The following is a 14,326-nucleotide window of genomic DNA, read 5'->3' on the forward strand; positions in this document are numbered from 1 at the left end:
CGCCGGGCCGCGACTACTCCGGGAGGTTGACGGAGAACAACGGACCCTCGGCGTTCGGATCCTCCGACCCGTTGTAGCTGACGGTTCCACCCTCGTCGCCGACGTCGAGGAGGAGATGCCCCGTGACGGACTGACCGGGCTTGTACCAGGAGTCGAGACTCCGCCCGTCGCCGATGCCCTCCAGCGTGGAGGCGGCCTGAGCGGCCGTGTCGGTGTCCTCCCACTCCATCCTGCCGTACGTCATGAACTTCGCCGGAGCGTCGCCCACGTTCTTCATCGTCAGCGTCAGCTTGACGTACTGACCGTTCTCCGGCTCCTTCGACAGATCCACCTGCTCAGCAGTCACGTACTCGGCACTGACGACCTTGACGGACATGGTCGACGTGACCTTGTACTCCTCGCCGGACTCGTCCGTCTCGCCGGTGGCGAACTCGCCCGACTCCCCGACCTCCAGAACGGGGCCGGAACCGGATGAGGACGCAGACTCCGACGCCTCGACGGCCGCATCATCGACCGGTGCCTCGCCCCTCGGCTCCCGGCTCGCAACCGAATCCCCCGAGTCGCTCTCCGACGAACACCCCGCCAACAGAACGGCGGACAACAGCACTGCCGGCACACAGGCACGGCGAATGTAGGCGCGCATCGCGCATCCCCCCGTGAATCGGTGGCCTCCCCTGGCCACACGGAGCATCAAGCGTAGCTTTGGAATCGGCCCCTGTGTGAACCCTCTAGGCTGCAGCGAACGCGGCACTTCAGGAGGATGGATGGGCGGCAACGAACGCACGTCCGCGGCTACGCGCAAGAGCGCAGCCGCGCTGCTGGCACGGCGCCGTCCTCCCTCGGTTCGCGCAGCCGTGTTGTTCCTCCACGGCGGCAAGGCGCACAGTCGGGCCACGTCGCGCAGGTGGTATCCCTCGCCGGTCCGGATGCGACCCTTCGTGCGGGCTGTCGCCGCGGCTGTGGCGGATGACGATGTCCTGCTGGCAGAGGTGCGCTACAGGGTGTGCGGCTGGAACGGTCACGACGCCGATCCTGTCCGCGACACCCGGCAGGCACTCAGGGAACTGGCCGCGCTGGCCGAAGACGTACCGGTCGTCCTGGTCGGCCACTCCATGGGAGGCCGTGCGGCGTTGCGCGCTGCCGACGACCCGCAAGTACGGGCCGTCCTCGCGCTGGCGCCCTGGTGTCCGGAAGGGGAGCCGGTGGCCCACCTGCGCGGCAAGGACGTGATCGTGCTCCACGGTGACCGCGACCGAGTCACCGATCCACACGCGTCGGCGTCGTTCGTGAGCCGCGCGCGTGCGGCCGGCTCACGGGCCGAGCTGAAGATCATGGCCGGAGGGGGCCACGCCATGCTCCGTCGGAGCGGACACTGGCACCGTGCCGCCGCGTCGACCGTGGCCGGCCTGCTGGCCGACGGAAACGCGACCCGATGACCCGGTCACGTCCCGCCCGCGCGCAGACGGCCCGTTCGTCTCCCCGGTACGTGGACTGTCAGTCGGTGTAGACCTCGGCGCGGTCCACGTTCACGAACGCTGCCGCGGAAGAGGAACCATGTTCCCCCGTGACGCGGATCTGCAAGGTGTGCGCGCCGTACGGCAGGCGTGGACCGAGGTACTGAACTGTCTCACCGGTGCGGATCGCTCCGTAGAAGTCGACGCGTTGTTCGGCACCCCCGTCGATGCGGATGGCCGCGATTCCATTGCCTGTGTCCTTCACGGACAGCAGCGCGATCCTGGTGCCGGTGAATGTGAACGTCGCGGTGTTGCCGGCCCGATCGCTCCAGTGATCGTCGCTCCAGAAGCATTGCGCCGCGCAGCCCGTGCCCGAGTTCCAGGCACCCTGGTAAGTCACTGTGCCGCTGCCACTGGAACGGCCGTCATCGTTGATCCAGTAATTGCCCGACCCGGGGTCGCCGGCAGGCACGTCCTGTGTGGCGCCCAGGGCGAGCGGGGAGCCGAGGTCCGGGCTGCCGTCGGCACGCCAGCCGATCTTCTGGGCACGGGTCGTGCGGTTGGTGTAGGTGAAGTCCGACGTGGTCTTCGCGTGGTAGATGATCCAGTCCTCCGTTCCGTCGGGAGAGCGGAAGAAGGAGTGGTGACCGGGACCGAACACGCCCCTGGCGTCGTTGCGCGAGAAGACGGGCCCGCTGTGCTGGGTCCAGTTACCGGGTACCAGAGGGTCGGCGCCGTTGGGCAGGGACATCATCCACACCTGATAGTCGGGCTTGCCGGTGTCGCACGCCGAGTACGTCATCCAGGTGCGACCGTTGCGGTAGAGGAACTCGGGGCCCTCACGGACCTCGGGGCATCCGCCGGCCCCGTCAAGGGCAATGGCGTTGCCGGAGACGGTGTAGGGGTTCGACAGGGGCGCGATGTTCAGGCCGTTGTGCTGGTAGGCGTTGATGCCGCTGTAGGCGAGGTAGAGCTTGCCGTTGTGCTGGAGGATCCCTGGGTCGATGGCGAAGTCGTCGGTGTGGTTGGGCGGGGTGAGCTTCGCCTTGGAGTGGTAAGGCCCCGTCGGGTCGTCGGCCTGCGATTCAAGGACGTACAGCCGGTGGTGGTCGTCCACTCCGTCATCGGCCGTGTAGTACATGTACCAGCGGTTGTTGAAGCGGTAGAACTCGGCTGCCCAGATGTGCTGGTTGCGTGAGGCGTCGCTGTCTTTCCACACCGTCATCGGGTCGCCCGCGAGCAGGGTGCTCAGCGAGGAGGAACGCCACATCTTGATGCTGTCGCCCTGAGTGGTGGTGAGGTGGTAGGCCCCGTTCGCGTACGTCAGGAACGGGTCGGGTCCTGTGTTGAGTGGATTACGGAAGGTTCCCGCTGCTGCGGCTGCCGGCGTCGCGTTCGCCGTGCGGTCAGTGGCAGTGGCAGTGGCCTGCGGTACCCAGATCAGGCTGACGAGCAGGGCGAACAAGGCGGTCACCAAGGTGGTGACGGAACGAGCGCGCATCGGCGACTCCCCACATCTCTCGAAGTGGCTTGGCTGTGGTCAGCGCAAACATGAGGTGGCGGTTGTCTATGGCACCACGTCGATTACATCGATGTAAAGAGCGGTGTAGCCAGAGGTAACGGCCCGTCAGTCGACCTACCGCACAGATGGCTTGCGATGACAAGCAAGACTCGGCCGGCGTCCGGGCGGTGGACGGGGCCCTCACCGCCCGGACGCCGGCCGAGTCGATCGCGTACCGGGACCAGCCCTGCTCTCCGGTCGCGCGGATCCGATCCAGCAACATGCGGTGCAACTCTTGCCCGTACCCGGGCCTTGGTCCGGTCAGCAGAGAGCCGGCGGACGTTTGCAGTCCAACTCACCATGTGCGGCGGCTCGTCCAGGGCGACACGGTGGTGCCGGGACCGGGCTCGGCACCACTGGGCGAAACGCCGGTACACCGAGGACCAGGCCGGGTCCAACACCGGTGGCAGTTGCCGCCAAATGCAACCCGACGTGCTGTCTTGTGGTGCAGGGCTGTCATCAAGTGTGATCGCTGTCGTGACCGGCCGACGTGGGTAAGAAGAGGCCGGGGCGATCCGGGCCATGAGGCGGCACGAGTAGATATGTCGCCATGCCGGCCGTGACCAGACCCGCCGCGAGGAGCAGACCCTGCGGCAGCGTCACGCCCGTGATCAGCATCGCCACGGAGAGCGTCAGCAGGGCCCAGGCCCGGCCACGTCGTCGCCGGTCTTCGCGCGGCTGACGCCCCGCTCTGGGACTGCGGGCGGCGTGAGAGCCGCTTGGTCGCGTACGGGTTTCGTCGTGCAGAGGTTCTGTACCGGGGTGGGGCATGACTCCCTCCTTGCGGGAACCGGCAGGTTGGGGTCTACACCACCGTCACACGCAGCAGCGCGGCTTCACCATCGGGCGCAGTACCCATTTCGGAGGGCCGTACGGACCCCACCCTGCGCAGGTCATGGGTTACGACTTCGGTGACCTGTGCGTTTGTGGAGTTCGATGGCGAGGGGTGTGGCGGTGAACATGGAGGAGTAGGTGCCTACGGCGAGGCCGATGAGCAGGGCGAGGGCGAAGTCGGTGAGGGAGTCGCCGCCTAGGACGGCCAGGGCTGTGAGGATGAAGGCGGCGCCCATGCCCGTGTTGATGGTGCGGGGCAGGGTCTGCAGGAGAGCGCGGTTGGCGATGGCTGCGAAGGGTGCCTTGTGGTCGCGTCGGCTCAGGTCCCTGATGCGGTCGAATACGACGACGGAGTCGTTGACCGAGTAACCGATGACGGTGAGCAGCGCGGCGAGGAAGACGCCGTCGACGGGTTTTCCCAGCCAGGCGAAGATGCCGGTGAGGATCACCACGTCATGGGCGAGGGCAGCCACCGCAGAGGTGCCGAACAGCCAGCGGAAACGTGCCGCGAGGTACAGCAGTTGAGCGCCCAGGGCGACTGCGAGAGCGATCAGAGCACCCTGGCGTAGTTCCTTGCCGAGGCTGGGGCCGATGGCTTCGTCGCGGAGCTTGTCTACGTCGCCGGCCAGGGCGCCGATGGTCTGGGTGACGGTGGCCGCTTGCGCGTTCGTCAACTGGTCGGTGCGGACGGTGAGCTCGGTGTCGCCGGATGTCTGGACAACGGCGCGGGGGAACCCGGCGTCGGCCAGGACGGTGCGGGCGCGGTCCGGGTCGACGGGGCTCGCGGTGGTGTACTCGATGAGGCGGCCTCCGGTGAATTCAATGCCGAAGTCGAGGCCGCGTGCGGCGATTCCGGAGGCGGCCAGGACCAGGACGGCGGCGGAGGCGGCCAGCCAGCGCCGGGGGCTGCGCATCAGGTGGGGGTTGGTGCGGGTGAGGTGGTCGCGGACCGCACCGGTGTGGGCGATGCCGGTGAGGCGTGGGCGGCGGCGCAGCCAACGCCGGGAGGCGGCGTACTCGGCAAGGGCGCGGGTGATGACCAGGGCGCTGAACATGGAGGCGAGGACGCCGATGCCCAGGGTGACACCGAAGCCGCGCACGGGCCCGGAAGCGAGGAAGAACAGCAGGCCGGCGGCGATGAGGGTGGTGACGTTGGAGTCGGCGATCGCGCTGAAGGCGCCGCGGAATCCCGCGGTCAGGGATGAGCGCGGGCTGGGTCGGTTGCGGGAGGCGTACTCTTCGCGGGCGCGTTCGAAGACGAGGACGTTGGCGTCGACGGCCATGCCGATGGCCAGAACGAACCCGGCGAGACCCGGCAGGGTGAGGGTGGCCCCCAGGGCGGCCAGCGCGGCGTAGGAGATCAGGCCGTAGCAGGCCAGCGCCATGGCGGCCAGAGCGCCCATGAGCCGGTAGACCACGATGATGAACAGCGCGGTCAGCGTGGTGCCCGCGGCGGCGGCCCAGGCGCTGGCGGTGATGGCCTGCGCGCCCAGGGTGGGGCCGACGGTGCGCTGTTCGACCGTTTCGACGGGTACGGGCAGAGCGCCGCCGTTGATGAGCAGGGCCAGTTCCTCGGCCTCGTCGGCGGTGAAGGATCCGGTGATCTGGGTGGTGCCGCCGCTGATGCCGGAGCCGCATCCGACCGAGGGGTCGACCTGCGGCGAGGAGATGATCTTGTTGTCCAGGACGATGGCGACCCGGCGGGATGGATCCCCTGCAGGGTGGCAGGCTGCCTGGCCGGTCAGGCGGGCCCAGCCGTCGCTGCCGGAACCCTCGAAGTCGACGGCGACGTGCCATCCGGCACCGCTTTGCTGGTCGAACCGGGCGGCTGCTTCCTTGACGTCCTTGCCGGTCGGCGAGGCTGCTTCAAGACGCAGGAATCGGCCGGACTCGTCGGCCAGAACTTGCTGGCGGGGCCGTTTGGGCAGTGCTTCGGCGGTGTCGTCGGCACTGGTGGCTGTGCCGACGACACGGTGGAAGGTGAGCTGGGCGGTGCGGCCGAGCAGGTCCGCGGCCTCGGCCGGGTCCTCGACGCCGGGCAGTTCGACGACGATCCGGTTGTCGCCGGAGCGGGCGAGGGTGGGTTCGGCGACGCCGAGCGCGTCGATGCGGCCGCGCAGCACCTCCAGGGTTCGGTCGGTGGCTTCGCTGTCGGCGTCAGCGGTGTCGGTGGGGCGGGTCTCCAGCACGATCTGTGTGCCGCCGCGCAGATCGAGTCCGAGGTGGACAGGGACGGTGAGGGCGACGTACAGCGACAAGGCGAGAGCAGCGAGGGCGAGCAGCCCTCGGATGCGTAGGGCGCGGGTCAAAGTGGGCCTCCGGCAGGCACACCGCGGCCAGGACTGTGGCAGCGGTGACGAGGAAGTTGGGAGAGGTTCAGGTGCCTGAGGCCGGAGGTGGTGCCCGCCCCTGGTGACGGCCCGTCAGGCGCGGAGATGCCGGCCGGTTCGCCGCCGGCAGGGACGTGTGTGCGGACCCCGGCGGGCTGTAGGCCCTGCAGTACGAGGCGAGGGTGGCGGTGACCGGCGGTGCAAGACGCTCGTCGGGGATGTCGCGATGGCCTCGGACCAGCGCGTTGCCGACAGCGAAGTGCCCATCGTCTGCGTACGGTTCGCCCGCTGCGTGTGCAGCTCCGTGAGTCAGAGCCGTGCTGCCGGTGAAGTCAGGGGTGCCCTGCGCCGGCGGGCTGACCACCGCAGCGAGGAGGGCCAGCAGGACAGCGATCACCGCGGCTGGGCCGAGGCCTCCCGCGCGGGGGACGGCTTGCAAGGACCGTGCCATGCGCCGTCCCCCTTCTTGGTTTGATGATCCCTCGGTGACAGCGGGGCTGTCGGATACCTCAAGGTCCCGGCTGGGGAGTGACAGCCGGAACCTTGAGGCAGTTCGGAAGGGCGAACCAGGTCAGGGTTCGATGAGGCCTGCGCGGATGGCATAACGGGTGAGTTCCAGTCGGTCCCGCAGGCCGAGCTTGTGCAGCAGGTTCGCCCGGTGCCGGTGGACGGTCTTGATGCTGATGAAAAGCATCTCGGCGATCTCCTTCGAGGAGTGGCCCTCGGCAACGAGCTTGAGCACTTCCTCTTCCCGGGGCGTCAGCACCTGGTCGGGAGGTTCCTCGCCGTGGCGGACGCGGTCGAGGTAGTTGCGGACGAGGGCGGTGACCGCACCCGGGTAGAGGAAGGGCTCGTCACGCGTGGCCGCCCGGCAGGCGGCGACCAGGTCGCGGTCGGCCACAGACTTCAGCACGTATCCGCTGGCGCCGGCCTTGAGCGCCTGGAAGAAGTACTGCTCGTTGTCGTGCATGGTCAGCATCAGCACGCGCAGGTCGGGCTTCAGAGCGATCAGTTCGCGGGCGGCCTGCAGGCCGGTCATTCGGGGCATGGCGATGTCCAGCACGGCCAGGTCGACCTCGTGGGTGCGGGCCAATGCGATCGCCTCGGCGCCGTCGCCGGCCTCGGCGACGACCTGAAGGTCCGGCTCCTGGTCCAGGATGAGCCGCACTCCGCGCCGCACCAGCGCGTGGTCGTCGGCGAGGAGAATCCGGATCACGGGCATGTCGGTTGGGGTCATGGCTGCTTCCTGGGAACGGGCACGGTCAGCCGGACCTGGGTGCCGGCCGCCGGCTGGGAGGTGACATCCAGCGTGGCCCCGATGAGCAGAGCCCGCTCGCGCATCCCGCGGAGCCCCGCGCCTTCCCGTGCGACTCCTGTCCCTCGGCCGTCGTCCGCAACGGCCAGCACGACCGTGCCGTCGGTGTGGCTCAGGCTCACCTCCACCCGGTCGGCCTCGGCGTGGCGGGCCACGTTCGTCAGGGCCTCCTGAGCGACGCGGTACAGCACCAGTTCGGTTTCCTGATCCAGTTCGGGCAGGCCGACGTCAAAGTGGCGCACCACGCGCAGCCCGGTGTGGGTGGCGAACTCGGTGGTCAGCGAGGTGAGGGCGCTGACCAGGCCGAGATCGTCCAGTACGCCCGGCCGCAGCCGGCGCACCAGGCGGCGGACCTCGTCCAGGCTCTCCCGGGTGATCTCCTGAGCCTGCTGGAGCTCACCGCGCAAGGGCTCATCGGCGGCGTCCGCTGCCCGTTTCAGCGTCAGCAGGACCGCGGTCATGCTCTGGCCGACCTCGTCGTGGAGTTCCTGGGCGATGCGGCGCCGCTCGGCCTCCTGCGCGAGCAGTGCGCGGGCGCTGCTCGCGGCCCGCTCATGCTCAAGCCTGTCCAGCATGGCGTTGAAGGTGCGGATCAGCTCGGCGGTCTCACCGCGGCCGTGCTCCGGCAGCCGCTGCCCGGGGCGCAGAAGGTCGACGGTGGTCATCAACCGGGTGACCCGGTCCAGGGGGGCGAGCCCGATGCGCAGCAGGGCCGCGTTGGCGATCAGCATGACAGCCAGGCCCGCTACGAGGATGATCGCCTCGGTCAGCAGCACCGGTACGGAAACCGTGACCGGAGCCCACAGCAGCAGCGCGGTCGCGCCTCCCAGCACCACGGCGTTGAGAGCGAAGATCCGCCAGAACAGGGACACCGGGATGACGCCTTCCTTTTCGTGACACGGCTCTGTCCGTCTTGTCGGTCACCGCGTTCCCCGAGCTTGAGCTGCGGCCACTGCTCCGACCGGCCTGCTGCCAGCCTGCCCCGCCCAGCCGGATCCGTCGATGGGCTCCAATGCCCATTTCCGCACCCCGGCGTGCATACGGCGCGGTGGGCCCCGGTACCGGCCGCAGATGGGTATCGCGCCCGATGGGTTTCACGCGGCGTATCGGCCACGGTGGGGGCATGACCGGCAACCGTGATCCCCCGACGCCTCGGCTCCTCACACCGCTTCCGTACGCCATCCGCCTTTTCGAGTTAGGGACCCACCATGTCGCTCGATACGCCCCGCACCGCAACCCGTCCTGAGCGTCTGACGGCGCACGAGGCCCGCCAACGCCTGGAGCACGAACGAGGCTCCCGGCTGACGCAGCTGCGGGCCATGGACGAGGCCGGGCCTGACGCGGCGGAGCAGCTGATGGCCGTACAGAAGGACACGATCGAACGAGTCCTCAAGGAGATCGAGGCTGCCTTTGCCCGTGTCGACGACGGCAGCTACGGAATCTGCCTGGGCTGCTCCGCACCCGTGCCCGTCGAACGCCTGGAGATCCTGCCCTACACGCGGTTCTGCGTCTCCTGCCAGCGCAATGCCGCCTGACCCAACCGCCCACCCAGTCTCCGTCTCCCGCCCTGCCCGAGGGGTGAAGTGGTGAACCAGCAGATCATCAGCGGCCGCGACACGACCTTGTCGGTCGAGGACCTCGCCGCGTTGCGCGAGAACCTGCACGAGCAGCGTCTGTTCCGCCAGGAACAGCTCCAGCAGCTGACAGTCCCCGCCACGAGCCGCACCGAGGCACTGCTCGACCGGCGGGCCGCTTCTCACCTCGAAGTGCACGTCAAGCTCGCCGCCTCCGCCCGCATGGTGCTCGCCGACGTGGAGGCGGCCCTGACGCGGATGGATCAGGGTCGCTACGGCACCTGCCACCTGTGCCGCGGGCCCATCGCCCGCGAGCGTCTGATGATCGTGCCGCAAGCCCGCTACTGCGCCCGCTGCCAGCAGGTCAGAGAGGCCGGACGATGACGACATCAGCCCGACCCCGTGCCGCGACCGCCCCGAACCGCGCCTGGCCCCTGTACCGACAGCGTTCCGGCATCGCCCTCGACCTCGGGAGCGCGCGAACCCGCGCCTGGGTGTCCGGCCGCCGAACAGTCCTCGACGTGCCCACGGTGACGTTGCCCGGCGACGGGACGATCCACCCCATCCTGCGCGGCACCATCGTCGACACCGCCGCCACCGCCCGGATGCTCGACCGCCTGCTCGGCCACGTCCTGCCCCGCTTCGGCAGTCGCCTGATCGTCCTGACCACGCCCGTCCTGGGTGGAGTCACCTTCCGGAAGGAGGCCCGCACCGCACTGGAGCCCCTACGGCCGCACACCGTGCTGACCGTCCCCTCCGCACGCGCCGTGGCCACGGCCGCCGGTGCCGATCTGACCCGGCCGCTGCTCGTGGTGGACATCGGCGCCGACATCACCGAGGTCGTCCTGCTGGCCGACGGCACCGTCACCGATGCCCGCCACGCCGTCCTGGGCACCCGCGACCTGGACAGTCTCACCCCGCCCACGCAGATTGCCGACGCGGTCACCGCGATGGTGACCACGATGCTGGAGGAAGACCACACCGCGCAGACGCTCGACGCCCTGCAGCGGGGTGTACTCCTGGCCGGCGGAGGCGCGCTGCGCCCCGACATCACCTACCCCCTCACCGAGCGGCTGCACGCCACCGTCAAGCCCGTCGCCGCCCCGCACACCGCCGCCGTCCGCGGCGCAGCAAGACTCCTCGAAGCCGCGCACACCCACCCGTCGACCACCGGAACCACCGAACTCCCCGGGCACTCGTACTGAGTTCGGCCTACGGCTGTCGCCCTCACCGGTAACTGGCGCCGATGGATCCTCGGCCACGACCGTCGCTGCCGGACTCACTCGCACGCTGGCCCGGAGGTAATCCGACACGACCCACCGTGCGCGCTCCGGGTCGGCGCCGGCCGTGCGGCCGCAGACGTGGCCGAGCAGGCCTGCCAAGCAACCCGGCCGGGCGGCCCGTGGTGGTGTACCAGGAGGCCGCCGTCGGCGTCCGCACCTGCGCCGTCGAGTCATTGCCATGCACTGCAAGTATCTTGCGACGCATGGCAATGGCTGACTATCTTGTACCGCATGACAAAGGGGCGGCCCGCCAACGGTGACCAGCGTCGTAGTCAGATGCTGCGCGGAGTGCTCGATCTCTGCCTGCTGTCACTGATCGCCGAACGGCCGCGCTACGGCTTTGAGTTCGTGACGGCACTCGCCGACAGCGGGCTCGATCTCGTGAGCGAGGGCAGTATCTATCCGTTGCTCGCCCGGATGGAGCGGGAGGGGCTCATCTCCTCGTACAGCGCCCCGTCGGCCAGCGGTGGCGCCCCACGTAAGTACTACCGCCTGACCGAAGCGGGACGTACCGAACTGACCAGCGGCCGGGCCGTGTGGCACGCCTTCAGCGGGCGTGTGGGGCGGATTCTGACCGACAACGAACCCACGGGGGGAAGCGCACCATGACGGATCAGCGCACCATGACGAACCAACAGGTACTCGCGGTCTGCCGCAGCAACTGGGAGTACCGGGGCATCGACGACGGATCCGTGCGGGAGATGCTCGACGAGCTCTCCGCTCATCTGGAGGACGCGGTGGCCGCAGGCCGCACGCCGCAGGATGTCGTGGGCGACGACGTCAAGGAGTTCGCCGCGTCCTGGGCGCGGGCCCGCGCTCCGCTGCCCCGCCGGCTGCTGCGTACGGCCGCGATGGTCTGCTTCGTGATCGGCTGGCTGCTGCTGGCCACGTGTCTGGTCCGGTGGACCACCGAACGGGTCGTCAGCGTCGACGAGGTCGCCTTCTGGGTCGTCGTCGCAGCGGTCACGGTCGCCTGGGAGCTACGGCGCGGCCGCCTGGGGCTCGGTAAGAGCCTGGCGGTCGCCCTTGTCGCCGGCTTGGGTGCAGTGCTGCTCTCCCAGTGGCTGGTCGGCGACAGGGCGCTGTTCACATTGCCGCTGTGGGTGGCCCCGGCGCTGCTCCTTCCCGGACTGCCGTACGCCGTCGCCGATGCGCGGAGCAAGAAGAGCACCGCGCCCGGCGTCGACTAGGAGCCACCCGTCCGATGATGCGACGGTGGCGCGATTCAACGGCCGCTGCCGTCCGCCATCGCTCGTCGCCTTCGGTGGGCAGCGGGCAGGCTTCACCCAGTTCACGGCGGTCAAGTCCCGGGCCGTGGCTACCCACCAAGTCCTACGGAGGATCAGCTCCAGGACGAGGTGGTGCTCGCGGTCCAAGGCCTCCAACTTGCTGTTGTCGGCACCGGCGATGAGCACCAACGGCCACCCTGTCCGCCTCGGGTTCGTCCAGCGATGCTGTCCGCGTCCGGTCGACCACCTCACTGGGGTCGGTGGCATAAGAAAGGCCGCCACCGTTCAAGCCGATGACCAGCCAGGCCAGCAGAGTGTCCCGGCCGCCACGACGTGTTGGGAGAGGCGGCGGGTGTCGAGCGTGGCTCCGTGGCCTTCGGCCACGAGCCTCCGCCGAAACCCGTTGGCGGACCACGGCGACCGCTGCTACTTTCCGGAGGCCGTGCGAGAGAACGAGGAGGTGGTACCCGTGAACACAGTACTGACATGGGTGCTCCCCTTCGGGGTCACGGTCGGACGATAGGCAGGTCGTCCGGGAGCGCCGTTCAAGCGCACTCCCGAAGGGCACGACCATGCAATTCACTTCCGAACAGCGCCTCGATGACGGCGTCCTCGAGCGCGAATTCACCCTCGGCGAGATCCCCGGCACCCTGTGGACCCCCGTATCCGCCACACCGGTCCCGCTGATCCTGATGGCCCACAACAACGGCCTGCCCAGGCGGCAATCGCGGCTGGTGGCCCGGGCCCGGCACTCCGCGGCGTACGGCTACGCGGTGGCCACCATCGACGCCGCCGGGTGCGGTGACCGGCCCCGTTCCGCAGCCGACGAGCAGGCCCGCGCCGACCTCCGCCGGGCGATGCAAACCGGCGAGCCGGTCGATGAGATCTTCGAGTCCGTAGTAGGCCCGCTGGTCGAAAAGGCGGTACCGGATTGGCAGACCACCCTGGACGCCCTCCTCTCGCTGCCCGAGATCGGCGGTCCGGTCGGGTACTCGGGGTGGACCGCCGTCGGCATTCGGCTGGCGGTGGTCGAGCCACGCATCGCGGCCGCCGGCTTCTTCGCCGGGGGTTACGTCCCCCGCGCTCAGCGCGACGAGGCCCGGCAAGTCACCGTTCCGCTGCTGCTCCTGCTGCAGTGGGACGACGAAGGGAACCCCCGGGAGCGGGCCCTGGACCTGTTCGACGCCTTCGGCACCAAGGAGAAGACGCTGCACGCCAATCTGGGCGGGCACACCGGTACCCCGTGGTTCGAGGTGGACGACGGGAACCGGTTCTTCGCCCGGCACCTGAAGTGAGGCGGGCCGTCTGGCCGGCAGCAGACTCCAGGCGGTGCCGGCCAGGATGCCGCTCATCGAGGACAGGTTACGGACCTCCTCGATCGCGGTGACCGGCACTCGCACAACCGCCCCGATCGCGGCGGTACCGGCCATCGGCGGTACCCGCCCGTCGGGGCGGCGCTCGGCCATCAGCGCCCGGGCCGTGCCGAGTTGGTCCGTAGGCCCCTTGGGGTGACTGTGCAAAGCTCACCGCCATCGCCGGCAGGCAAACCACCGTTGTCGCTCAACTGACGCACCCCCAAAGCGATCGGAGTGAGTGCTCACTCATTGACGGAGTGAGCACTCACTCCGTAAGCTCGCGGTCATGACGGAACCCAAGGAGAACCAACCCACCCGCCGTCGCGCCCCCGCCATGTCGCCGGAGCAGCGCCGCGAAATGATCATCCAGACCGCGATCCCGCTGATCGCCGAGTACGGCGCGGCGGTGACGACCGCGAAGATCGCCCGCGCCGCGGGCATCGGCGAGGGCACGATCTTCCGGGTCTTCGCCGACAAGGAGGAGCTGCTGCAGGCCTGTATGGCCGAGGCGCTCTCCCCCGAGCACGCGGTCCGCGAGCTCGACGCGATCGACCTGTCCCAGCCGCTGCCCGACCGGCTCGCGGAGGCGGCCGAGGCGCTACAGGCGCACATGGACAGGATGGGCGCGATCGCCGGCTCGCTGGGGCATCGCGGCGGCAAGCACCCCGGCACGGTGCGCGGCGCGGGCCGTACGGAGTCGACGACCCGTATCCGCGCGGCCCTCGCGGAGCTGCTGGAGCCCGAGAAGGCCGCCCTGCGCCGGCCGCCGGAGCAGATCGCGGCCCTGTTCTTCGGGCTGCTCTTCACCCAGCCGCGCACGGAGGACGAGCCGGATCTCACCCCGCAGGAGCTGGTGGAGGTCTTCCTGCATGGGGCGCTCTGGGGTGGCGCCAAGTGAGCGCGCGGAGAAGGCGCCTGGGGGCTACGGCCCTGGCCGTCCTGGCCCCCGTCCTGGTGTGGCTGGTCGCGGATCCCCTGCTGGGGCACCGGCTGCGGATCTCCGACGGCGAGCAGACGCTCGACATCGGCGCCGTGCCCGTGACGGTCGTCGCACTGCTCGCGTCACTCTCCGGCTGGGGACTGCTGGCCGCCCTGGAGCGGTTCGGGGCGCGTCGCGCCCGCACCATCTGGACCGGGGTGGCCGGCGCCGTACTGGCCGTGTCCTTCTTGCCCTTCATCGGCGACGGTATGGACGGCGGCACCCGGGCCTCCCTCGCTCTGATGCACCTGGCGGTGGCGGCGGTGCTGATCCCGGGGCTGAGCGGCAGGTTCCCCGGGGCGGGAGCCTATGCCGCCAGGGGGTGACCGCCAGCGCCAGAGCCGGAGGGGCCAAGACGAGCAACGCCTTCGGTTCGGCGGGCAGTTCACGGCGCAGACATCATTCCTACTGT

14 protein-coding genes are annotated in these 14,326 nt (G+C 69.5%); 9 read left to right on the plus strand and 5 right to left on the minus strand.

Annotated features, from left to right (window positions below):
- Positions 1 to 13: 13 nt before the first annotated feature.
- A complete protein-coding gene (locus ACWGDB_RS31530; protein ID WP_453825549.1) occupies positions 14 to 643 on the minus strand; it encodes a hypothetical protein in 630 nt (209 codons plus the stop codon).
- Between the two features lie 121 nt (positions 644 to 764).
- Here ACWGDB_RS31530 and ACWGDB_RS31535 point away from each other — a divergent pair, with 121 nt between their 5' ends.
- A complete protein-coding gene (locus tag ACWGDB_RS31535; RefSeq protein WP_453825550.1) occupies positions 765 to 1,436 on the plus strand; it encodes a dienelactone hydrolase family protein in 672 nt (223 codons plus the stop codon).
- Between the two features lie 58 nt (positions 1,437 to 1,494).
- Here ACWGDB_RS31535 and ACWGDB_RS31540 read toward each other — a convergent pair whose 3' ends face one another.
- The 4 genes from ACWGDB_RS31540 to ACWGDB_RS31555 all read right to left on the minus strand — a co-directional run bounded on the left by ACWGDB_RS31540 (position 1,495) and on the right by ACWGDB_RS31555 (position 8,366).
- The gene (locus tag ACWGDB_RS31540) at positions 1,495 to 2,955 is read right to left on the minus strand and encodes a glycoside hydrolase family 43 protein (RefSeq protein WP_453825551.1); all 1,461 of its coding nucleotides are present in this window, start codon (positions 2,953 to 2,955) and stop codon (positions 1,495 to 1,497) included.
- 953 nt (positions 2,956 to 3,908) lie between these two features.
- On the minus strand, positions 3,909 to 6,158 hold the full coding sequence (gene secD / locus ACWGDB_RS31545; protein ID WP_453825552.1) for a protein translocase subunit SecD: 2,250 nt from the start codon (positions 6,156 to 6,158) through the stop codon (positions 3,909 to 3,911).
- A gap of 592 nt (positions 6,159 to 6,750) precedes the next feature.
- Positions 6,751 to 7,416, minus strand: coding sequence for a response regulator (locus tag ACWGDB_RS31550; RefSeq protein ID WP_453825553.1), 666 nt, complete (start codon positions 7,414 to 7,416; stop codon positions 6,751 to 6,753).
- On the minus strand, positions 7,413 to 8,366 hold the full coding sequence (locus tag ACWGDB_RS31555; protein WP_453825554.1) for a HAMP domain-containing sensor histidine kinase: 954 nt from the start codon (positions 8,364 to 8,366) through the stop codon (positions 7,413 to 7,415). The genes ACWGDB_RS31550 and ACWGDB_RS31555 overlap by 4 nt, the downstream gene beginning before the upstream one ends.
- 336 nt (positions 8,367 to 8,702) lie before the next feature.
- Between ACWGDB_RS31555 and ACWGDB_RS31560 the strand changes: the two genes are divergently transcribed.
- From ACWGDB_RS31560 to ACWGDB_RS31595, 8 genes are all read left to right on the plus strand, one after another.
- Complete coding sequence (locus ACWGDB_RS31560) at positions 8,703 to 9,029, plus strand: TraR/DksA C4-type zinc finger protein (protein WP_453825555.1); 327 nt, start codon at positions 8,703 to 8,705, stop codon at positions 9,027 to 9,029.
- A 48-nt stretch (positions 9,030 to 9,077) separates the two neighbouring features.
- Positions 9,078 to 9,452, plus strand: a complete 375-nt coding sequence (locus ACWGDB_RS31565; RefSeq protein ID WP_453825556.1) for a TraR/DksA family transcriptional regulator — start codon at positions 9,078 to 9,080, stop codon at positions 9,450 to 9,452.
- Positions 9,449 to 10,273 (plus strand): hypothetical protein, encoded by an 825-nt coding sequence (locus ACWGDB_RS31570; protein ID WP_453825557.1) that lies wholly within the window; start codon positions 9,449 to 9,451, stop codon positions 10,271 to 10,273. Before ACWGDB_RS31565 ends, ACWGDB_RS31570 begins: the two co-directional genes overlap by 4 nt.
- 309 nt (positions 10,274 to 10,582) lie before the next feature.
- Positions 10,583 to 10,960 carry a PadR family transcriptional regulator gene (locus ACWGDB_RS31575; protein ID WP_383612202.1) on the plus strand — a complete coding sequence of 126 codons (378 nt, stop codon included), beginning with the start codon at positions 10,583 to 10,585 and terminating at the stop codon, positions 10,958 to 10,960.
- 14 nt (positions 10,961 to 10,974) lie between these two features.
- Positions 10,975 to 11,541: a hypothetical protein gene (locus ACWGDB_RS31580; protein ID WP_453825558.1), complete on the plus strand. Its 567-nt coding sequence runs from the start codon at positions 10,975 to 10,977 to the stop codon at positions 11,539 to 11,541.
- Between the two features lie 611 nt (positions 11,542 to 12,152).
- Complete coding sequence (locus ACWGDB_RS31585) at positions 12,153 to 12,875, plus strand: dienelactone hydrolase family protein (RefSeq protein ID WP_453825559.1); 723 nt, start codon at positions 12,153 to 12,155, stop codon at positions 12,873 to 12,875.
- A 346-nt stretch (positions 12,876 to 13,221) separates the two neighbouring features.
- Positions 13,222 to 13,833, plus strand: a complete 612-nt coding sequence (locus tag ACWGDB_RS31590) for a TetR/AcrR family transcriptional regulator (protein ID WP_453825560.1) — start codon at positions 13,222 to 13,224, stop codon at positions 13,831 to 13,833.
- A complete protein-coding gene (locus tag ACWGDB_RS31595) occupies positions 13,830 to 14,240 on the plus strand; it encodes a DUF6069 family protein (protein ID WP_453825561.1) in 411 nt (136 codons plus the stop codon). The genes ACWGDB_RS31590 and ACWGDB_RS31595 overlap by 4 nt, the downstream gene beginning before the upstream one ends.
- Positions 14,241 to 14,326: the final 86 nt, after the last annotated feature.

It is taken from the genome of Streptomyces sp. NPDC055013, from assembly GCF_053608645.1.